At 65.6% G+C, this 20,032-nt stretch carries 17 protein-coding genes and 2 tRNA genes; 12 read left to right on the top strand and 7 right to left on the bottom strand.

The window, feature by feature from the left end:
• The first annotated feature begins 30 nt into the window (after positions 1-30).
• The 12 genes from ACSQ25_RS15345 (at position 31) to ACSQ25_RS15290 (ending at position 13,166) form a co-directional block, all read left to right on the top strand.
• Positions 31-678, top strand: coding sequence for an RlmE family RNA methyltransferase (locus ACSQ25_RS15345; protein WP_436106537.1), 648 nt, complete (start codon positions 31-33; stop codon positions 676-678).
• 216 nt (positions 679-894) lie between these two features.
• Positions 895-2,781, top strand: coding sequence for an ATP-dependent zinc metalloprotease FtsH (gene ftsH, locus ACSQ25_RS15340; RefSeq protein WP_436106536.1), 1,887 nt, complete (start codon positions 895-897; stop codon positions 2,779-2,781).
• Between the two features lie 70 nt (positions 2,782-2,851).
• Positions 2,852-3,700 carry a dihydropteroate synthase gene (folP, locus tag ACSQ25_RS15335; RefSeq protein ID WP_436106535.1) on the top strand — a complete coding sequence of 283 codons (849 nt, stop codon included), beginning with the start codon at positions 2,852-2,854 and terminating at the stop codon, positions 3,698-3,700.
• 151 nt (positions 3,701-3,851) lie between these two features.
• Positions 3,852-5,192, top strand: coding sequence for a phosphoglucosamine mutase (gene glmM, locus ACSQ25_RS15330; protein WP_436106534.1), 1,341 nt, complete (start codon positions 3,852-3,854; stop codon positions 5,190-5,192).
• A gap of 61 nt (positions 5,193-5,253) precedes the next feature.
• A tRNA-Pro gene (locus ACSQ25_RS15325) sits at positions 5,254-5,330 on the top strand.
• A 76-nt stretch (positions 5,331-5,406) separates the two neighbouring features.
• Positions 5,407-5,483: transfer RNA gene (locus ACSQ25_RS15320), tRNA-Arg, on the top strand.
• Positions 5,484-5,603: 120 nt separating this feature from the next.
• A complete protein-coding gene (locus ACSQ25_RS15315; protein ID WP_436106533.1) occupies positions 5,604-5,948 on the top strand; it encodes a DUF5710 domain-containing protein in 345 nt (114 codons plus the stop codon).
• Between the two features lie 106 nt (positions 5,949-6,054).
• Positions 6,055-7,041 carry an MBL fold metallo-hydrolase gene (locus ACSQ25_RS15310; protein ID WP_436106532.1) on the top strand — a complete coding sequence of 329 codons (987 nt, stop codon included), beginning with the start codon at positions 6,055-6,057 and terminating at the stop codon, positions 7,039-7,041.
• Positions 7,042-7,143: 102 nt separating this feature from the next.
• Complete coding sequence (locus ACSQ25_RS15305) at positions 7,144-8,970, top strand: energy transducer TonB (protein WP_436106531.1); 1,827 nt, start codon at positions 7,144-7,146, stop codon at positions 8,968-8,970.
• Between the two features lie 152 nt (positions 8,971-9,122).
• Positions 9,123-10,211, top strand: coding sequence for a polysaccharide biosynthesis/export family protein (locus ACSQ25_RS15300; protein ID WP_436106530.1), 1,089 nt, complete (start codon positions 9,123-9,125; stop codon positions 10,209-10,211).
• A 57-nt stretch (positions 10,212-10,268) separates the two neighbouring features.
• Positions 10,269-12,545: a polysaccharide biosynthesis tyrosine autokinase gene (locus ACSQ25_RS15295; RefSeq protein ID WP_436106529.1), complete on the top strand. Its 2,277-nt coding sequence runs from the start codon at positions 10,269-10,271 to the stop codon at positions 12,543-12,545.
• Between the two features lie 222 nt (positions 12,546-12,767).
• Positions 12,768-13,166: a DUF7668 domain-containing protein gene (locus ACSQ25_RS15290; protein ID WP_436106528.1), complete on the top strand. Its 399-nt coding sequence runs from the start codon at positions 12,768-12,770 to the stop codon at positions 13,164-13,166.
• Positions 13,167-13,554: 388 nt separating this feature from the next.
• On the opposite strand, the gene ACSQ25_RS15285 is transcribed toward ACSQ25_RS15290, so the two are convergent.
• The 7 genes from ACSQ25_RS15285 to ACSQ25_RS15255 are packed head-to-tail and all read right to left on the bottom strand — an operon-like array spanning position 13,555 to position 19,998.
• Entirely contained in the window at positions 13,555-14,745 is a 1,191-nt protein-coding gene (locus ACSQ25_RS15285) for an acyltransferase family protein (RefSeq protein ID WP_436106527.1), read from the bottom strand.
• 25 nt (positions 14,746-14,770) lie between these two features.
• Positions 14,771-15,424, bottom strand: a complete 654-nt coding sequence (locus tag ACSQ25_RS15280; protein ID WP_436106526.1) for a hypothetical protein — start codon at positions 15,422-15,424, stop codon at positions 14,771-14,773.
• A 14-nt stretch (positions 15,425-15,438) separates the two neighbouring features.
• The gene (locus tag ACSQ25_RS15275) at positions 15,439-16,029 is read right to left on the bottom strand and encodes a sugar transferase (protein WP_436106525.1); all 591 of its coding nucleotides are present in this window, start codon (positions 16,027-16,029) and stop codon (positions 15,439-15,441) included.
• Positions 16,026-17,234: a DegT/DnrJ/EryC1/StrS family aminotransferase gene (locus tag ACSQ25_RS15270; protein WP_436106524.1), complete on the bottom strand. Its 1,209-nt coding sequence runs from the start codon at positions 17,232-17,234 to the stop codon at positions 16,026-16,028. Before ACSQ25_RS15270 ends, ACSQ25_RS15275 begins: the two co-directional genes overlap by 4 nt.
• Positions 17,227-18,474 (bottom strand): glycosyltransferase family 4 protein, encoded by a 1,248-nt coding sequence (locus tag ACSQ25_RS15265; protein ID WP_436106523.1) that lies wholly within the window; start codon positions 18,472-18,474, stop codon positions 17,227-17,229. The genes ACSQ25_RS15270 and ACSQ25_RS15265 overlap by 8 nt, the downstream gene beginning before the upstream one ends.
• A gap of 43 nt (positions 18,475-18,517) precedes the next feature.
• Entirely contained in the window at positions 18,518-19,315 is a 798-nt protein-coding gene (locus tag ACSQ25_RS15260) for a hypothetical protein (RefSeq protein ID WP_436106522.1), read from the bottom strand.
• Entirely contained in the window at positions 19,312-19,998 is a 687-nt protein-coding gene (locus ACSQ25_RS15255; protein WP_436106521.1) for a hypothetical protein, read from the bottom strand. The genes ACSQ25_RS15260 and ACSQ25_RS15255 overlap by 4 nt, the downstream gene beginning before the upstream one ends.
• Positions 19,999-20,032: the final 34 nt, after the last annotated feature.

Raw genomic sequence — 20,032 nt, 5'->3', positions numbered from 1 at the left:
GTGTACCTTTAAAAGCAGTATTCTACGCGAATGGCCAAGAACAAATTAAACAAAAACTGGTTGCACGACCATATTAACGACCCTTACGTCAAACTGGCCCAGAAAGAGGGCTACCGTGCCCGGGCGGCCTACAAGCTGAAGGAAATCGACGAAAGCGAGAAGCTGATCAAGCCGGGGCAGGTCATTGTCGATCTCGGCTGCACCCCGGGCAGCTGGGCCCAGTACACCCGGCGCAAGCTGGCCGGTGCGGACGGCGGCGGCATCCACGGCACCATCATCGGCCTCGACATGCTGCCGATGGAACCGATCTCCGACGTCCAGTACATCCAGGGCGATTTTCGCGAAGAGGAAGTGCTGGGCCAGCTCGATGAACTGTTGCAAGGACGCAAGGCCGACCTGGTGCTGTCCGACATGGCGCCGAACCTGTCGGGGATTCCAACCGCCGATGCGGCGCGGATGGAACACTTAATCGACCTGGCAATTGAGTTTTCGCAAATGCATATGAAGCCGAGCGGGGCATTGCTGGTGAAATGCTTTAAAGATATGGGATTTACCCAGATACTGGAAAAGTTTCGTACTGAATTCAAGACGGTCAAGCAGGTCAAACCCAAGGCGAGCCGGGACAAATCGTCCGAAATTTTCCTGCTTGGGCGTGGTCTGAAGAATCCGGCAGCCTAAATTTACCGAAAACGCTGCTTTGCCCTTGATATTCGGCGCGGCAACCGCACATCAGCCGCGTGAGGCTGGCTGCGCGAATGCTTGCGTGGCCGGTGTAGCATGAAAAAATGGCATTTCAGCACTATTGCTGTGCGTCGCGTAGCGGCGTCGGCTTATTGCGGTTAAAATCGTCATACTGAAATCGGTAGAGATGCAATCCGCATCGGAGGAGTTTTCGTGAATAATATGTTTTCCAAATCCGCCATCTGGGTGGTCGTTGCGCTGCTGTTGTTCATGCTGTTCAAGCAGTTCGACAACCACAGCGTCGCCGGCGGCAGCAAGACCATCGCTTATTCCGAGCTTCTCGATGAGGTGAAGGCACGTCGCATCAAGGACGTCGTGATCGAAGGCTCGAATATCACCGCGACCCGCCAGGATGATTCCAAGGTGCGCGCCACCGCGACCATCCTCGACCGCGGCCTGATCGGCGACCTGCGCGAAAACGGTGTGCGCTTCGACGTGAAGCCGCCCGAGGAGCCTTCGTTCCTGCAGCAGGTCTTCATCTCCTGGTTCCCGATGCTGCTCCTGATCGGCGTGTGGGTGTTCTTCATGCGCCAGATGCAGGGCGGCGGCAAGGGCGGCGCTTTCTCCTTCGGCAAGTCGAAGGCGCGCATGCTGGATGAAACCAACAACACCGTCACCTTCGCCGACGTCGCCGGTTGCGACGAAGCGAAGGAAGAAGTTTCCGAGATCGTCGACTTCCTGAAAGACCCGACCAAGTTCCAGAAGCTGGGCGGCCGTATCCCGCGCGGCGTGCTGATGGTCGGTCCTCCGGGTACCGGTAAAACCCTGCTGGCGCGCGCCATTGCCGGCGAAGCGAAAGTGCCGTTCTTCTCGATCTCCGGTTCGGACTTCGTCGAGATGTTCGTCGGTGTCGGTGCGTCCCGCGTCCGCGACATGTTCGAGAATGCCAAGAAGCACTCGCCCTGCATCATCTTCATCGACGAGATCGACGCCGTCGGCCGCCACCGCGGCGCCGGCATGGGCGGCGGCAACGACGAGCGCGAACAGACCCTGAACCAGCTGCTGGTCGAGATGGACGGCTTCGAAGCCTCCTCGGGCGTGATCGTGATCGCCGCGACCAACCGCGCCGACGTGCTGGACAAGGCGCTGCTGCGTCCGGGCCGTTTCGACCGCCAGGTGATGGTGGGCCTGCCGGACATCCGCGGCCGCGAACAGATCTTGAACGTGCACATGCGCAAGGTGCCGATCGGTACCGACGTCAAGGCCGACATCCTGGCGCGCGGCACCCCGGGCTTCTCGGGCGCCGACCTCGCCAACCTGGTCAACGAGGCCGCGCTGTTCGCGGCACGCCGCAGCAAGCGCCTGGTCGAGATGATCGACTTCGAGGACGCCAAGGACAAGATCTACATGGGTCCGGAGCGCAAGTCGATGGTCATGCGCGAGGAAGAGCGCCGCAACACGGCCTACCACGAGTCGGGCCATGCGGTCATCGCCAAGCTGCTGCCGAAGGCCGACCCGGTGCACAAGGTCACGATCATGCCGCGCGGCTATGCGCTCGGCCTGACCTGGCAGCTGCCCGAGCACGATGCCTTGTCTGGCTACAAGGACAAGATGCTGGAAGAAATCTCCATCCTGTTTGGCGGCCGTATTGCTGAAGAGATCTTTGTCGGCCAGATGTCGACCGGCGCCTCGAACGACTTCGCCCGCGCCACCAAGCTGGCCCGTTCGATGGTGACCCGTTTCGGCATGTCCGAGAGCATGGGCGTGATGGTCTACGAAGACAGCGAGAACGAAGGCTTCTTCGGCGGCGCCACCAAGACCATCTCGGAAGCGACGCAGCAGAAGGTCGATGCCGAGATCCGCAACATCCTCGACACGCAGTACGCCCTGGCGCGCCGCCTGCTCGAAGAGAACCGCGACAAGGTCGAGATGATGACCAAGGCGCTGCTCGACTGGGAAACCATCGACGCCGACCAGATCAACGACATCATGGCCGGCCGTGAGCCGCGCCAGTCGAAGACCAGCATCCTGACCAAGCGCAACCCGCCGGGTGACAGCGGCCCGGGCGGCGTGGCACCAAACGCCACCGCGCCGGCTTGATCGCCTGAACCACCCCTGCAAAAGGCATCCATCCGGATGCCTTTTGCTCGTTAACACGTCCTTTTTTGCCATGCCCAAGAACCTGCAATGCGGCCAGTACAGCTTCGCGCTGGAAGGCCCGGCCTCCACCCATCCGGTCGTGATGGGCATCCTGAACGTCACCCCGGATTCGTTTTCCGACGGCGGACGTTACCAGGGCCTCGAATTCGCGCTCTCGCACGCCGAGGAAATGATCCGCGACGGCGCCGCCATGATCGACATCGGCGGCGAATCGACCCGCCCGGGCTCGCCGAGCGTGCCGGTCGCGGAAGAACTGGCGCGCGTGATGCCCACCTTGTATGCTTTGCGCACCCTGGACGTCGCCTTGTCGGTCGACACCTGCAAACCGGAAGTCATGCGCGAGGCGATCATCGCCGGCGCCGACATGATCAACGACATCAACGGCTTCCGGGCGCCGGGCGCCGTCGAGGCCGTGCTCGACAGCGATTGCGGCCTGTGCCTGATGCACATGCAGGCCACGCCGCAAACCATGCAGCAGGCGCCGGAGTACGGCGACGTGGTGCGGGAAGTGATCGACTTCCTGAACGAACGCGTCGACACCCTGGTCCGCGCCGGCATCGCGCGCGAACGCATCTGCATCGACCCGGGCTTCGGCTTCGGCAAGACGGTCGAGCACAACTATGCGCTACTGCGCCAGCTCGGCCGCATCCGCGCCGAGGTCGGCCTGCCGGTGCTGGCCGGGCTGTCGCGCAAGTCGATGATCGGCGCCGTCACCGGCCGTCCGGTCGAGGCGCGGGTGGCCGGCAGCATCGGCGGGGCATTGGCTGCGGTCGCGCATGGCGCTAGAATTGTGCGTGTGCATGATGTGGCAGAGACGGTCGATGCGCTGAAGGTATGGCGCGCCGGAACTGAAGCTTAGAGCGCCTAACAATTCCCCCGATGGCTGCGTTGCATCGTCTCGCCGTACTAGCGTACTGTCTTCGACGATGCGCCTTGCCCTTGGGGTTTTGTTAGGCGCTCTTAGTAGTTAAGATTAATAATTCACGATTGATTCGGAAAAGAGAACAAGAATGGCACGGAAATATTTCGGTACGGATGGCGTTCGCGGCCTGGTGGGAGAAGCACCGATTACGCCCGACTTCGTGATGCGCCTCGGCTACGCAGCGGGTACGGTGCTGGCCAAGGGCAGGAAATCGAGCAGCGGCCGCCCGGTGGTCCTGATCGGCAAGGACACCCGTATCTCGGGCTATATGCTGGAAGCCGCGCTGGAAGCGGGCTTCTCGGCCGCCGGCGTCGACGTGATGCTGGCAGGCCCAATGCCGACCCCGGCCATTGCCTACCTGACCCGCGCGCTGCGCCTGCAGGCGGGCGTCGTGATCTCGGCCTCGCACAATCCTTTCCAGGACAACGGCATCAAGTTCTTCTCCGAGCACGGCACCAAGCTGCCGGACGCGGTGGAACTGGAAATCGAAGGCGCGATCGATCAGCCGATGGGCTGCGTGCCTTCGGACAAGCTGGGCCGCGCGACCCGCCTGCGCGATGCCCAGGGCCGCTACATCGAATTCTGCAAGAGCACCTTCCCGAACGAGCTGGACTTGCGCGGCCTGAAGATCGTGGTCGACAGCGCCCACGGCGCGGCCTACAACATCGCGCCGCACGTGTTCCACGAACTCGGCGCCGAAGTCGTCTCGATCGGCGCCTCTCCTGACGGCCTCAACATCAACGCCGGCGTCGGCGCGACCGCGCCGAAAGCGCTGTCGGAAGCGGTGGTGGCCAACAAGGCCGACCTCGGCATCGCGCTGGACGGCGACGCCGACCGCCTGATCATGGTCGACGCCGGGGGCCGCGTCTACAACGGCGACGAGCTGCTGTACCTGATGGTGCGCGACCGCATGTCCACCGGCCCGGTGGCGGGCGCCGTCGGCACCCTGATGACCAATATGGCGCTGGAAGTCGCCTTCAAGCAGATGGGCGTGGGCTTCGCGCGCGCCAAGGTCGGCGACCGCTACGTGCTGGAAGTGATGCAGGAGCGCGGCTGGCTGTTCGGCGGCGAGAGCTCGGGCCACCTGCTGGCCCTGGACAAGCACACCACCGGCGACGGCATCGTGTCGGCGCTGCAGGTGCTGTCGGCGCTGGTGCGCAGCGGCAAGTCGCTGGCCGAATGCTGCAGCGAGCTCAAGCTGTATCCCCAGACCCTGATCAACAAGCGGGTCGCGCCGGGCTTCGACTGGACCAGCGACCAGGCCCTGGTGGCCGAGAAGGAAGCGGTTGAGCGTGAACTGGGCGATACCGGCCGCGTCCTGATCCGCGCCTCGGGCACCGAGCCCCTGATCCGCGTCATGGTCGAGGCCAAGGAAGCCGATGTGGCCGAATCCATGGCGCGCCGCATCGCGGACAAGCTGGCCGCCTGACAGCAGGCAAGGGTGCGCGATTTGACGCGCACCCGTTGCGGGAGTATGATCAATACCATATCGGAGTGTAGCGCAGCCCGGTAGCGCACCTGGTTTGGGACCAGGGGGTCCAAGGTTCGAATCCTTGTACTCCGACCATAGCTTCCCCTGCGGGCTGTCGTTCGACAGCCCGTTTCATTTCCGTCGGCCTGGCCTGGGCGCCTGCCGTCTTCATCTGCCCATAGCTCAGTTGGATAGAGCATCAGCCTTCTAAGCTGAGGGTCGCTGGTTCGAACCCAGCTGGGCAGGCCATCCCCGATCACGCGCTTGCGCAAACCGCTGCCGCGGCACTTTCACGAATGCCGCCCGCTGCAGTAAGATCACGGTCCCGGCGCCGTGTCGCCCGTTCCCGACCATTACTTTCGGATCTCAATGCTTTTCCTGACTGTTCCCTATGCCGAGAAGGATGAAGCGAAAGCGCTCGGCGCCCGCTGGAATCCCACCAAACGCCGCTGGTATGTCCCGGACGGCGTCGCCACTGATGCCTTCGCGAAATGGGCCGGGCAGGGCGCCGATGGCGCTGCCCCGGCCGCTGCGGCGGGGGCGGGAAAGCGCGTCGACAGCTACCAGGGCAAGACCGTGACCGGCACGCACTACGTCGCGCTCGACCACGACTGCAATCCTTTCGAGCCCTGCGCGCAATGTGCCGCGGCGCTGGCCGATACCGAATGGCAAAAGGCGCGCCTGCACCTTGCCGGGCTGGTCGCCAAACTCTAGCCGCCCTCTAGGATCGCAGAGGCAAGCGAACGCCGTCCACCGCGCTGCCGTGTTAACGTTCCGGCAGCGCAGGCCGTCCCGGGCTGCGCGTTTCCGGAGGCCGACCATGTCGTTCGCACGACTGTTCCAGCGTTGTATTCGTGTTTGCGTTCCATTGCCGATCCTGTTTGCAGCGCTGTGCGCCACGGTGTCCGTCGCCCACGCCGACGCGACCGCCACGCCGGCCCAGGGCGAGACCTTCACGCTGCAGCTGGCGGCGGACGCTGCTCCGGCGCAGGCTCTTGAGGCCGGCACGGGCACGGTGCAGTTCATCGGCACGGCCACGGTCATCATCCGCTTCCAGGGCTTCACGATCCTGACCGATCCGAATTTCCTGCACAAGGGCGACCACGTGCACCTCGGTTATGGCCTGACCTCGGAACGCAAGACCAACCCGGCCATCAAGTTCGAGGAATTGCCGCCAATCGACCTGGTCGTGCTGTCGCACTTCCATGGCGACCATTTCGACCAGCTGGTGCAGAAACGGCTCAAGCGTTCCACCCCGATCGTCACCACCAAGGAAGGCGGCGAACGGCTCAAGCGCCACGGGTTCACGCGCACCTTCGGACTGAGCAGTTGGGACCGGCTCGAGGTCAGCAAGGGTGATGCGCGCCTGCGCGTGACCGCCACCCCTGGCCGCCACGGACCGGCGGGCGTGGCGGTGCTGCTGCCCAAGGTGATGGGCTCGGTGCTGGATTTCGGCGCCGATCCGGCCGCACCCGACTACCGCATGTACATCAGCGGCGATACCCTGGTCTACGACGACATCCGCGCGATTCCGCAACGCTTCCCGAACATCGACCTGGCGCTGCTCCACCTGGGCGGGACCCGCATCCTCGGCGTGGTCAAGGTCACGATGGACGGCAAGGACGGGGTGCGCATGATGCAGGTGGTGCGGCCGAAGAAGACCGTGCCGATCCACTATAACGATTACGACGTGTTCAAATCGCCGCTCGAGGACTTCGCGCGCGAAGTCAAGGCGGCGGGACTGGAAAAGGACGTGGTCTACCTCGCCCACGGCGAGACGTATTCGTTCAGCCGGGTACAGCCTTAGCCGGCCGGGTCGGGAAGCAGATCTGCTCAATCGTGCGCACTCGCCATACTGCCGAGTAAACGCTATGATGCTAGCCTGACAATAATTGCTTCCAAGCCAGGCATGCCCCGAGCGCACGACTCCAGCCCGAACGATTCCCTGGCCCAGCGCGACCGGCGGCTCGTCACCGGCATCGCGGTATCGGCCTTGCTGCACGGCCTGCTGCTGTCGCTGCAGTTCGGGATCCCCGGTTTCGATGCCGGCTCGGGCGGGCCGATCCAGGTCACGCTGGCCCCGCCGGCGCCGGCGCCTCCACCCTTGCCGGCTCCCGTGGACCTGCCCGCATCGCCCCTGCCGCCGCTGCCGCCCGTGCCGGCGCCGTCCGCTGCGCCCGCCAGGGGCTTGCGCCTGGTCGACCCGCGCCCTCAGCGGGTCGAGCTGGCGCAAGCGGTACAGCCCAAACCTGCCGCCAGGCCGGTGCGGCGCCAGAAGCCGAAGCGCCGCGCCCCGGTGGCGGCGCCGGTGATCGCATCGCTGGCCCAGCCCGATGCACCCTTCGTCGTGGCGCCTCCGCCAGCCGAGATCGAACCCGACACCGTCCCGAGTGCCGTCAGCAGCGACGCCGACGCCCCGCCCGCGCCTGACGAGGTGGCCATCGCGGCGCGCGAGGACGAGCAGGCCAGCGAGGCCGAGCGCCAGCGCCAGGAAGAAGCGGACCGGGTCGCCGCGGCCGAAGCGCGCCAGCGCCGCGAAGCGGAGACCGCGCGCCTGCTGCGCGAAGAGCAGGAACTCGTGACCAGGCGCGAACGCGAAGCGCTGGCCCAGCGCGAAGCTGCCCTGCAGGCGGAAGAGCGGCAGCGGCTGGAACGGCAGCAGGCGGAGCAAAAATTCGCCGAACAGGAGCTGGCGGCACGCCAGCTTGCGCAGCAGCAGCTGGTCGAGCGCGAGCAGGCCGAGCAGCGCGCTGCCGAACAGCGCCAGGCCACCCAACTGGCGGCTGAGCGGCTGGCGGCCGAGCAGCAGGCGGCCGATCAGGCGCGCGTCGCCCGGCAGCAGCTGGAAGAGCGCCAGCGCGCCGAAGCCGAGCAGCAGCGCCTGGCCCAGCTGCGCGAGCGCGAAGAGGCGCTCGCGCGGCAGGCGGAGCAGCAGCGTGCGGCCGAGCGACTCGCCGCCGAACGCCTTGCGGCCGAGGAAATCGCGCGCCGCCAGGCCCAGGCGCAGGTCGAGGCGGAGGCGCGCCGGCGGGCCGAGGAACTCGCGCAGCGCCAGGCCGCCGAGGAGCAGGCGCGTCGCCTGGCAGAGGAGCGCCTGCAATCGGAACGGCTGGCGCGCGAACGTGCCGAAGAAGCGGGGCGGCGTGCCGCCGCCGAGCGGCTGCAGGCGGCCTCGGGCCCGGCCCTGGCGGGCAACGGCATGCCCGGGTCCGGCGCTGGCGGCCATGGAAGCGCGCCCGGCGACGGCGCGGGAGACCGCTCCGCAGGCGGCGCTCCGGGCAGCGCCACGGCCAGCCGGGCGCGCGAACTGCTGCGAGGCATCACGATCCCGAACGTGGCGCCGCCCCCGGCGCGGCCTTTCGGCGATGCCGCCGGATCGCGCCGGGCGCTGGCCGACGGTGCCGAGCGCGACGTGCCGCTGCGCCTCTACGTCGACAGCGTGCGCCAGAAGCTGGAACGCACGGCGGTCCTTGGCGGCGCCCAGTTTGCACGCAGCGAGGTCAGGATCGATCCCCTGGTCAGCCTGTCGCTGCGCAGCGACGGCAGCGTCGACGAGGTCACCATCGTGCGTTCGAGCGGCCGTGCCGACATGGACGATGCGGTACGCCGCTTCGTCCGGCTCAACGCCCGCTACTCCGCCTTCCCGCCGAATGTCGCGGCACGCTTCGACGTCATCGAAATCCGCCGCATCTGGCGCTTTGCCGACGGCTTGAAGTTACTCGAGGAATTACGCTGAACTGCGCCGCAGCCGCTGTTTGATCAACTACAAAGCCAAGCCTGATGGACACCGTACGCTGAACTGAACCGTTCAAGTAAGACGTCTATTTTTGATAGGCAACAATCATGGCTGCGATTTGTTCAGTTGCAATATCGGCTTGCCGGCTGCTCGTGCTGGCATATGCCCTTTTCCTTGTCCTGCCGGGCTGCACGACGGGCATCGGCTTTGCCGGTGGCGGCGGCAAGGATGGCGGCGGGGGCGACGCGCCGCCGACAGAACTGATCACCGAGAAGCTGATCGACAGCGAGCGGCGCGCGCTGGCCGAGCAGTCGCGGCAAGACCTGTCGCCGCTGATCGTGCCCAATCCCGCCCCGTACACCATCGGCCAGGGCGACATCCTGTCGATCGTCGTGTGGGACCACCCCGAGCTTGCCGGCGGCGGCATGACCGCTGCCACTGCCGCCAGCGACAGCGGCACCCCGGCGCCGAACGTGGTCCCGCCAGGCTTCGCCGTCGACCATATGGGCCGCATCCAGTTTCCCCTGATCGGCCTGCTGCACCTCGAGGGGCAGACCGAAGAGCAGGCCAGGGCGCTGCTGAGCAAAAAGCTGGCGCGCTACATCGCCCAGCCGAGCCTGACCCTGCGCGTCCAGTCCTACCGCAGCAAGCGGGTCTACATCGACGGTGAAGTCAAGGCGCCCGGCCTGCAGGCGATCAACGACATTCCCATGACCCTGGTCGAAGCGCTGAACCGCGCCGGCGGCATGCTGCCCAGCGCGGACCAGAGCCGCATCATGGTCGAACGCGGTCCGCGCCGCTACATGATCAACCTGCGCGACCTGGTGCAGAAGGGCGTCAACCCGGGCACCGTGCTGCTGAAACATGGCGACGTGGTGCGGGTGCACTCGCGCGACGAGAGCAAGGTCTTCGTTTCCGGCGAGGTGGTCACGCCGAAGGCGCTCACCATGCACAACGGCCGCCTCACCCTGAACGAGGCGCTCGGCGAGAGCGGCGGCGTCAGTCCCCTGAGCGGCGACGCGCGCCAGATCTATGTGGTGCGCAAGACGCCCGAGCGCACCCGCGTGTTCCAGCTAGACGCGCGCGTGAGCGGCGCCCTGGCGATGGCCGAATCCTTCGAGCTGCGGCCGAAGGACGTGGTGTACGTTGCCGCCTCGCCGCTGGCCAACTGGAACCGCCACCTGAGCCTGTTGTTCCCGGGGGCGCTGACCTCGGCGGTCGGCGTGACGACCCGGCCCTGAACACCAGCCTCCGAGCACCCGATCCCGAGCACCCGTTACCGAGCGAGGTCCGCCACCATGAGCAATCCTGCCGACGCCCATCCGCTGACCCACATTTCCCACAGCCCGCCCGTGCTGTCGGTGCCCTTCGACCCGCGGCCGCCCGAGCCCTTGCCGGAAGAACCGACCGTCGACCTGAAGGGCTATTTCAACACGCTGTACGACAGCCGCTGGCTGATCGGCAGCATCACGGCCTTCATCACCGTCGTCGCGGTGCTGTATGCGCTCGTCGCCAAGCCGGTGTACGAGGCCAACCTCATGATCCACGTCGAAGAGGAAAGCCCGAACGCGTCCAAGAACATCCTGAGCGAGGCTTCATCCCTGTTCGAGACCAAGAAGGCGGCCATCGCCGAGATGGAGCTGCTGCGCTCGCGCATGGTGGTGTCGCGCGCGGTCGACAACCTCCAGCTTTACATCGAAGTCCAGCCGAAATACTTCCCGGTGGCCGGCTTCTGGTTCGCAACCCAGAACGCGGGCAACCTGTCCAACCCCGGCCTGTTCGGCTATGGCGGCTACGTGTGGGGCGGCGAGAAGGCCGACGTCTCGGTGTTCGAGGTGCCCGAGTCCTGGCTCAACCGCGAATTCGTGCTGACCGCGCGCGCCGGCAATCGTTACCGCTTTTCCGGCGGCGGGCAGCGGCTGGCCTTCGACGGCACCGTGGGCCAGCGCTACCGGGTGCCGCTCCCCGACGGCCTGCTCGAGATCAAGGTGGACCGCCTGTATGCGAATCCCGGCGCACGCTTCCGCATCAAGCGCAAATCGCGCCTGGGGACCATCCAGGCCATCCAGAGTTCGATGGTGATCACCGAGCAGGGCAAGCAGTCGGGCGTCATCGAAGTCAAGCTGCAGGGCGAGAGCTCGGCGCGCATCAACAGCCTGCTGAGCGAGATCGGGCGCGAGTACATGCGCCAGAACCTGGCCCGCAAGACCGAGGAAGCCGAGAAGTCGCTGGCCTTCCTGAACCAGCAGCTGCCCATCCTCAAGCGCCAGCTGGAGCAGTCCGAAGACCGCTACAACCAGTTCCGCAATGCGCATGGCACCGTCGACCTGCGTGAGGAAGCACGCATGAGCCTGACGCAGGCGGCGGCGGCGCGCACGCGGCGCATGGAACTGATCCAGAAGAAGACCGAGCTGCTGTCACGCTTCACCGAAGACCACCCGGTGGTGGTGGCGATCAACCGCCAGCGCAAGGAAGTCGATGCCGAGATCGAGGCCATCGCCGGCCGCATCCGGACCTTGCCGGTGATGGAGCAGGACGAAGCGCGCCTGACGCGCGACATCAAGGTCAACACCGACCTCTACACGGCGCTGTCGAACACCGCGCAGCAGCTGCGCCTGATCTCGGTCGGGCGGGTCAGCAACGTGCGCCTGGTAGATGCCCCGATCGCGCCGGAGAAACCCATCAAGCCGAACCGGCCGCTGATCGTCGCGATGGCGGTCGTGACCGGGCTGTTCCTGGGCACCCTGATCGCCTTCACCCGCAAGGCCATGCGCGGCGGGATCGACGACCCGCAGAAGATCGAACGCATGCTGCGCGCGCGGGTCGTGTACGCCTCGATCCCGCACAGCGGTAACCAGGACAAGCTGATGCGCAAGTGCAAGCCCGACGGCGTGCTGCCGCTGCTGGCCCAGATCCTGCCGGAAGACCCGGCGGTCGAGAGCCTGCGCAGCTTCCGCGCGGCGCTGCAGTTCTCGATGCCGCACTTCAAGAACAACGTGGTCATGATGGCCGGCCCGACCCGCGACCTCGGCAAGTCCTTCATCGCCGCGAACTTCGCCGCCGTGATGGCGGCCAGCGGCAAGCGCGTGCTGCTGATCGACGCCGACATGCGCAACGGCCACCTGCACCGCTACTTCGGTGTGGAGCGCGGCAAGGGACTGTCGCGCGCGATTGCCGGCGGCGCCGGCGTGGACGAAGTCATCCACCGCAACGTGCTGGACCGGCTCGACTTCATCCCGACCGGCGAATTGCCGACCAACCGGGCCGAATTCCTCCTGCACCTCAATTTCGGCACTCTGCTGGAGACGGTCAGCCCGCAATACGACCTGGTGCTGATCGATCCGCCGCCTTTGCTCGCAGTGGCCGACGCCCTCATCATCGGGGCGCATGCGGGCGCCGTATTCCTGGTGACCCGCTCGGCGGTGACCACGGAAGGGCAGATCAACGAGTCGATCAAGCGCCTGAACCATGCGGGGATCTCGCCGCGGGGGGTGCTGTTCAACGACATGGCGCTCCGGCTGGGAGACTACCGTTCGCAGTATGGGGGCGGGCCGCAGCTGGCTTATGTCGCCTGAGCCGCCCTTGCGTGACGGGTGAATCGATGGGCCGGCGCAGGCTTGCTCATCGATTCGATCGGTCTGTAAGGCCAGGCGGTGCGCGCGCCTGAGGAGCGCCTGACAGAAGCTTCTACTTGCTTGTCGAGCAACACCTCCGCTTACTGCGCCTTAACGAACTGCTGCAACCGACCAGAAGCGGACCTGCGGCAAGCCAAAGCTTTCGTTTTCAAGGGCGTATGAATGCGACCATTCAATGAGCACACGGAAGTCTCAGTAACTAAAGATTCGAAAAATGAAGGGCCGATACCGTCAGCATGGCGGCCGACTTTAAAGAGCATCGTTGATGCCTTCGTTCGTCATGACTACCGTCTTGCAGATGGCGTTGCCGGAGTCGCTCCGGTATCCGAGAAGACCGCGACGCAGATTCGCACGTACATTCAAGAGTACGGCGCGGAGCTGGTTTCACTTCCACAAGAGTCGTGGGCGACATCGGTGTGTATCTGGATGGGCGATCATTGGGACGCCCTGATCGATCTCTGGACGGAAGAGGAGGGAAGTAGCGATCTCGTGTTACAGGTTCACGTATCAGAGGTGGGCAGTGAACCTCTTGTGACCGTCTACATGGTATACGTCCCCTGACACAAGTCCGGCCACGTGCGGTCCCTGACCGATATTTTGTTCGCGGCGCCGGCCAATTGACTTGCCTCCTGTGTAGCTTGGATAAGCCAGCGGAGCAAGTGTTTTCCCGTTGGGAGCGCCGTTCACGCATCCAACTTACCTGACCATCACTAAGCTTCCGTCCCTAGGGTCTCGTTGACGGCGCCGATACAGGCGACGGCGGAAGTCTTTCGCTGATGGGCGCGTTAGCCAGGCGCCAATCGCCATGGCGCTTGGCCCCCTGTATGTCGGCGATGGTCTTGCTGCGCCGATTACGCGACACCGGGTGCTGGCGCGCCTTTGCTGCCGGTAGAGCGGCAGCAAGCCGATCCGGGCGGCCGTCCGCTACGACCGCCCGCATGACGCCGCATCAGTCCGGAGATAGCGCGACGCGGACCGGCTTGGAGCGCGGCGTCAGCAGCCAGTTCTTCATGGCGTTGCGGATCCGGACGGTATGCCGTTCGAACAGCAGGTAGAACACGTAGGCCACCAGCACGACCATGCCGAGTACGAAGAAATACCACAGGAAATCCGTCGCGACATTCGGGTTGAGACCGTCGCGGCCGAGGTACTGGTGTCCCAGGTAGCGCATCAGGTCGATGACCGGGATATGGAGCACGTAGAGAGAGAACGAAAACTCCGAGAAGAACACCGCCACCCGGTTGGCCCGGGCATAGGCCGGCGCCGATGTGTCGACAGCTTGCTGGAGCGAGGCAAGCAGGAGCAGGAAGGGAATGCCGCAGATGATGTCCTGCACGAAGGAGCCGGGCACCAGGTCGTCATTGTTCCCGCGCAGCCGGTAATACACGAACAGCGCCAGGGTCAGCACCAGCAGCAGGCCGCGGCAGACCTGGCCGCAGTCGATGCGGATGCGCGAGAACGCGGCGCCGAGCAGCCATACGGCGAAGTACAGCGAGATCATGTCGCGCAGCGTCGACAGCAGCAGGACGAGGGCTGCTGCTGCGGCGGCCCGGCGCAGCACGCCGCCGCCGGCGAGCACCAGCAGCAGTAAGGGGAACTGGATGTAGTACCAGGTTTCGTGCGCCAGGCTCCACAGCGGATAATTCCCGCCGAAGTCGGGCACGGTGACCGTCTGCAGGCCGAACAGGTTGCCGGCAAACGCAGCCGCCGAAAACTCGTTGGCCGGGTCGAAGTCCATCGGTCCGGGCGCGGCGGCGCCGATGACCAGGCCGACGGCCAGGGTCAGCAGCAGGGTGGGGAGCAGGACGGTCCAGAGCCGGGTGAAGCGGTCGATCGCATAGTGGGCCAGGGCCTGCGGCTTGCCGAAGCGGTTCATCAGGCTGCCGCCTACCAGCCAGCCACTGATGAGGAAGAACACGACCACCGCCTGGTGCGCGAAACCGGTGAAGAAGGCCAGTCCCAGGTAGGCCAGGCTTGGGTCTTCCAGGGTGCGCAGGCCCGGATAGATTTCGGCGCGCAGGTGTGAAGCCGCGACCTGCAGGGCGGCAAGGCCGCGCAGTGCGGAGATCAACAGCGACTGCACCGCGTTCTCGCCCAAAGGCGCTCGTGCTTGCCAATGTATCGAGGGGAAGGAAATCATGTGTCTCTCCATTGGTAGAAAACTGCTAGCCGCATGTGTCCCAGGAATAGGGCTGCGTATTGCCGGACAACACCAGCGCGAGCCGGATCATCCAGTAACCGACATGCGCCGACTGCATCAGCGAGGCCGATGCGACGAAAACCGCTACTGCGCAAACCGCGGAGGCCGGGCCGGCAGCGGCGCCGTGCGGCCCGGCCTGGTGACCGGTTTGATGCCTGGCTTGATGCTCGGCCTGATGCTCGGCCTGATGCTCGGCCTGATACAAGGTGCCGACGCTGGCGCAGGCGCCGAGCAGCCAGCCGGTCGCCGCTTCCGCGACCGCATGTTCGTCTTGCCCCACCAGCACGACGGCCATTGCCAGTCCCAGTCCGAGGCCGGCGCCCGCGGCCGTCAGCGCAAGTCCGCGTCCGGCCGGGCGGCACAGCAGGTAGCCCAGCACCGGGTACACCGCCGTCACACCGGCGGCGTGACCGCTGAAGGCCTTGAAATCGAGCACGGCGATATCGAGGCCCCAGCCCAGGTAGGCGACCTTGCTGCCGCCGACCAGGGCCATGGCGCCGGTGTACAGCAGTGCCCAGGCGATCGCCCCACGCCAGGCACGGGCGGCCAGCAGCCAGGCGCCGGCCGCCGCGGCCAGCGGCAGGGTCAGCTCGAGGTCGCCGAGGTGCATCAACTGCATCGCAGGTTCGCCGTTCAGCGCACGACGGCCAGCAGCGTGTGCGCCAGGATGCGCACATCGCCCCAGAAACTGCGTTCCTTCACATAGCGCACGTAATAGTCCAGCTTGACCGGCAGCACGGCTTCGACATAGGCCCGCTCAGGATCGGCGGCACGCGCCAGGATCGCGTTCTCGTCCTTGTAGCGGATTGCGGCCCAGTCGGTAATGCCGGGCGCGACCGACAGCACCAGGCGCCGCTGCTCGGGCGGATAGCGGTCGACGTAGCGCGGCACCTCGGGGCGTGGACCGACCAGGCTCATGCTGCCCTGGACGACGTTCCATAGCTGGGGCAACTCGTCGAGCTTGTAATGGCGCAGGAAGCGGCCGGCGCGGGTGACGCGCGGGTCGGCACCGACCGTCAGCTGGGGCCCGTCTACCGTACGCTGCTGCATGGTGCGGAATTTATAGATCGTGAACAGGCGGCCGCAGCGCCCGACGCGTTGCTGGCGGTACAGCACCGGGCCCGGCGAATCGAGCCTGATCCAGAAGGCGATCAGCAGCAACACGGGCGCCAGCACGAGCAGGCCCGCTGACGCGCCCAGCAGGTCGAAGGCGCGCTTGCTCATGACAGCAGCTCGTGCAGCGCCGCGACCACGCGGTCCTGGTCCGAATCGAGCATCCGGGTGTACAGCGGCAGCGTGAGCATGGCCTCGAAGCTGGCTTCGGCGACCGGGAAGGCATCCGGATTCAGTCCGTAGCTGTCGCGCCAGTAGGGCTGGCGGTGCAGCGGAATGAAGTGCACGCTGGTGCCGATGCCGCGTTCGGCGAGTTCGCCGATCAGTTCGTCGCGGCCGATGCCGGCGCCTTTCTGGAGGCGGATCACGTACAGGTGCCAGGCATGGGTGCTGCCCAGTTCGGGACGGGCCGGCAACTGCAGGGGCAATTCGGCCAGGGCCTCGTCGTAGCGCTGCGCCAGCCAGCTGCGGCGCTGCTGGAAGCGGTCGATCTTGCGCAGTTGCTCGATGCCGATTGCGGACGCGATGTCGGTCAGGTTGTACTTGAAGCCGGCGGCGATGACCTCGTAGAACCAGGACGGCACGCGCGAGGTGTAGCGGTCGAAGGCGTCCCGGCTGATGCCGTGCAGGCGCATGGTGCGCATGCGCGCGGCCAGTTCGGCATCGCGGGTCACGACCATGCCGCCTTCGCCGGTGGTCATGGTCTTGTTCGCATAGAAGCTGAAGACGGTGATGTCGCTGCCGAGCGTGCCTACCAGCTTGCCGTCCAGCCTGGTAGGGAAGGCGTGGGCCGCATCGTCGATGACGCGCAGGCCGTGGCGGGCGGCCAGCGCCAGGATGGCGTCCATGTCGCAGGCCAGGCCGGCGTAATGGACCGGCATCACGGCCCGGGTGCGCGGGGTGATCGCGGCAGCAAGGGCGGCAGGCGAGATGTTCAGGGTGACCGGGTCGACGTCGACGAATACCGGCCGGGCACCGAGGTAGCGCACGACTTCGGCGGTGGCGGTGAAGGTCATGGTGGGGACGATGACTTCGTCGCCCGGCCCGATGCCGACGCATTCCAGCGCCAGGTGCAGGCCGGCGGTGGCGGAATTGACCGAGATCGCTTCCACGTCGCCGCCCAGGTAGGCGCGGAATTCCTGTTCGAAGTTGCGGGTGACCGGTCCGGTGGTGACCCAGCCGGAGCGCAGGCAGGCCGACACGGCACGGATCTCCTCGTCGCCGATGTCGGGCAGCGCAAAGGGCAGGAAGCGTGGTGGGATGTCGTCAATTGGGTCAGTGCTCGGCTTTGCTGCGGCCAGTGCCTGTTCAGCCATGAGAAACCTCGTGTGCGAAAGTGGTCAGGAAACGTTGTCCGAGGACGGGATAGGTGAGCTTGGCCAGCGCGTAGGCGCGCCCGCGCTCGCCCAGCGCGCGCCGTTCACTCCTGGACATGCCCAGCAGTGCGGCCAGCCCATGGGCAAGGGCGGGCGGGTCTTCGGGTGTCACGGTCAGGCCGCAAGCGGCCTCGCGCACCGGGTCGTTGCCGGCTTCGACCGCGTGCAGCACCGGGCAGGCCCCCATCATGTAGTCGATCAGCTTGTTCGGCGCGATGCCGAAGCGGTACAGCGGCTGGCGCTGCCAGCCGAGGTAGGCGATGTCGAGCTGCGCCATCAGGGCCGGGATCTGCGCCTTCGGGATCGGTGGTGCGAAATGCAGGTGCGCGAGCCCCAATTCACGGGAACGCCGTTCGAGCCGCGCTTTCTCGGGGCCGTCGCCCACCAGCACGAAGGCCAGCGGCTGGTCCCGCATGAGCGCGGCCGCGTCGAGCAGGGTGTCGAGCGCATTGGCCAGGCCGTGGCTGCCGGCATAGCCGACCACCGTGCGTCCCTGGGCCCGCAGGCCGGCCAGCAGGGCGTCGAGCGCCTCCGGCAGCGCCGGCGGCGCCGCCAGCCACTCGTCCGGATCGGTCCCGTTCGGGATCAGGTGCAGCTTGTGCGGCGCCATGCCGCGCGCCTCGAGGTGTTCGCGCACCTTGGGCAGGATCGAGACGATGGTGTCGGCGTGGCGGCAGGCGTAGTCTTCGGCTGACTGCAGCAGCCGGATGAAAGGATGGTGACGTGAGAAGCCGCCCAGTTCCATCGGCGACAGCGGCCACAGGTCGTGCACTTCGTGCAGCAGGCGGGCCCCGGCCAGGCCTGCGATCCGGTGTGCCGGCCAGATGTCGAGCGGGTAGGTGCTGGAGGCGATGACGACCTGCGGCGCGACCTCGAGCGCCAGCGCGCGTGCTTCGCGCCACAGGCGCAGGACGAAGGACGCCATGTTGCGGACCCGCGCCAGGCCGTTGCCGCGGTAGGGCGGCGTGGCGAACCAGGTGTAGTCGATGCCGTCGATGGTCTCGTCGCGCCGCGTGCGTCCGGCCATCTCGGGCCCACGGGCACGCACGTGGGCATGGCTGGCCGCGACGATCCGCACCCGGTGCCCGCGCCGCACCCATTCGCGTGCCAGGTAGTAGGGCCGGTATTCCATGCCGTGGTGAACCGAGCCGGCATAGTGATTGATCAGGAGGATGTTCATGGCCATATTCGTGTCGTGTCTGCCTTGTGGGCGCCTGTGTGCCTCAGGCGCGCCATGCGACTTCTTCGACCAGGCGGCGCACGTTGAAGCGCGTGCTTTCGACCCAGTTGGTTTCCCACTGCACCGGATGGGTCAGCAGGCAGATGTGCTGGTACTTCCCCAGCGCCTCGAAGGGCGACAACGGGTAGTAGTAGACCGGATGCTTGCGGTCGCTGATGTAGACGTCGAAGCAGCGCAGCAGTTCGGCATCGTAGGATTCGCATTCGATCCCGCAGCGCTTGCGCAGGGCCTCGTCGCGCAGCAGCTCGTGGTTGATGACCTTCAGGCGGCGGTTGGCGAAGTCGCCATGGCTTGCCACTGTGGTGATGGGAAAGCCCAGGCGTTCGACGATCTGGCCGACGTTGCGCGCGAACAGTTCGCGGATCTCGGGAAAGCGCTGGCGTACGGCATCGGCGCAACGCAGGCGATGCCGTTTGGCGAAGTCGGCCACCTCTTCGTAGTGATAGCTGGCTTCGCTGCCGGCGGCTTCGATGTCGCGCATGAAGCCGTAGTCGAGGGTACACAGGCGGAAGTAATAACTTGCGTGTACGCCATGGCGCGACTCGATGGCGAACATCTTCTTGGCGGTGCGCAGGTCGCTGTCGATGTCATGCCGGTGTACGAAGCTGCGCCCGGTCGGGGTACCGGGCGGGCTGCCCGCGCCATGGACCTGGCGGAAGAATTCGCGCACCGACAGCTGGGCGTAGCCTGCGGCGGCCACCTCGCGCACCAGGGCATCGTATTCGCCCAGCCGGCTCGGCATCAGGTAATCGGCATACACACGGTTGAGCATGGCGTTCATTGCAGGCTGTAGCTGGCGCGATAGGGGCGGAAACCCAGGATGGTCTTGAAATGGCGGAGTCCCGGCTGGGCACCGAAAAAGGTGTCGTACATGACGTAGCGGACTTGGCCGGCATCGATCAGCCGGCAAACCGCCTCGCTCAGCAGCAGGTGCATGATGCCGTCGTTATTGCGGATTCCCATCATTTGGGAAAAGGAGGCGAAATTTCCGTAAATTCCCAGCGTCGCATAAGCGACGAGCTTGCCTTCCGGATTCAATACTCCCCAATAGATAAAATGTTTTTGTTGGTTGAAACTTTCCTGCTTCGCCAGGTATTTCTCGTCCATTTTCCGGCCCTGGCGGACATCGAGGCTGGTGTTAATCTCGTGGATATCATCGACATGGTTATTCCGGTCGATTTCGCGCACGACATATCCGCGGCTGCGGGCCCGTTTGGCATGGTAGCCACCCTGGTTCTTGCCCTTGATGTGTTCGAGGTAGGCTTCGCGCGTCGGATATTCCGACAGGTCGATCAGGGCAGCGCCGAGGGTCTTGTGCCGGATGATCTTGAATCGGGGATGCGGTTTCGTGTAGGCGCGATAGGTCGCCTTGATATCGACCGGATCGATTTGTTGCGAGAAATGAAGCCGGGCACGCGGCAATTTCATTACCTCTAGAAACGTATTGTAATGTTGCAAGAACATGCTGGGTCTCATATTTCTTTGATAACTAAACAAT

The sequence above is a fragment of the Massilia sp. LjRoot122 genome (genome assembly GCF_964252725.1).
In the GTDB taxonomy this organism is placed as follows: domain Bacteria; phylum Pseudomonadota; class Gammaproteobacteria; order Burkholderiales; family Burkholderiaceae_D; genus Telluria.
Note: the sequence above shows the minus strand (reverse complement) of the source record. Positions and strands in the feature narration are given on the sequence as shown.

Coding starts and splice junctions, on each gene's coding strand:
- ACSQ25_RS15345 (WP_436106537.1), top strand. CDS start 31: ATGGCCAAGAACAAATTAAACAAAAACTGGTTGCACGACCATATTAAC.
- folP (WP_436106535.1), top strand. CDS start 2,852: ATGCCCAAGAACCTGCAATGCGGCCAGTACAGCTTCGCGCTGGAAGGC.
- glmM (WP_436106534.1), top strand. CDS start 3,852: ATGGCACGGAAATATTTCGGTACGGATGGCGTTCGCGGCCTGGTGGGA.
- ACSQ25_RS15315 (WP_436106533.1), top strand. CDS start 5,604: ATGCTTTTCCTGACTGTTCCCTATGCCGAGAAGGATGAAGCGAAAGCG.
- ACSQ25_RS15310 (WP_436106532.1), top strand. CDS start 6,055: ATGTCGTTCGCACGACTGTTCCAGCGTTGTATTCGTGTTTGCGTTCCA.
- ACSQ25_RS15305 (WP_436106531.1), top strand. CDS start 7,144: ATGCCCCGAGCGCACGACTCCAGCCCGAACGATTCCCTGGCCCAGCGC.
- ACSQ25_RS15295 (WP_436106529.1), top strand. CDS start 10,269: ATGAGCAATCCTGCCGACGCCCATCCGCTGACCCACATTTCCCACAGC.
- ACSQ25_RS15290 (WP_436106528.1), top strand. CDS start 12,768: ATGCGACCATTCAATGAGCACACGGAAGTCTCAGTAACTAAAGATTCG.
- ACSQ25_RS15285 (WP_436106527.1), bottom strand. CDS start 14,745: ATGATTTCCTTCCCCTCGATACATTGGCAAGCACGAGCGCCTTTGGGC.
- ACSQ25_RS15280 (WP_436106526.1), bottom strand. CDS start 15,424: ATGCAGTTGATGCACCTCGGCGACCTCGAGCTGACCCTGCCGCTGGCC.
- ACSQ25_RS15275 (WP_436106525.1), bottom strand. CDS start 16,029: ATGAGCAAGCGCGCCTTCGACCTGCTGGGCGCGTCAGCGGGCCTGCTC.
- ACSQ25_RS15270 (WP_436106524.1), bottom strand. CDS start 17,234: ATGGCTGAACAGGCACTGGCCGCAGCAAAGCCGAGCACTGACCCAATT.
- ACSQ25_RS15265 (WP_436106523.1), bottom strand. CDS start 18,474: ATGAACATCCTCCTGATCAATCACTATGCCGGCTCGGTTCACCACGGC.
- ACSQ25_RS15260 (WP_436106522.1), bottom strand. CDS start 19,315: ATGAACGCCATGCTCAACCGTGTGTATGCCGATTACCTGATGCCGAGC.
- ACSQ25_RS15255 (WP_436106521.1), bottom strand. CDS start 19,998: ATGTTCTTGCAACATTACAATACGTTTCTAGAGGTAATGAAATTGCCG.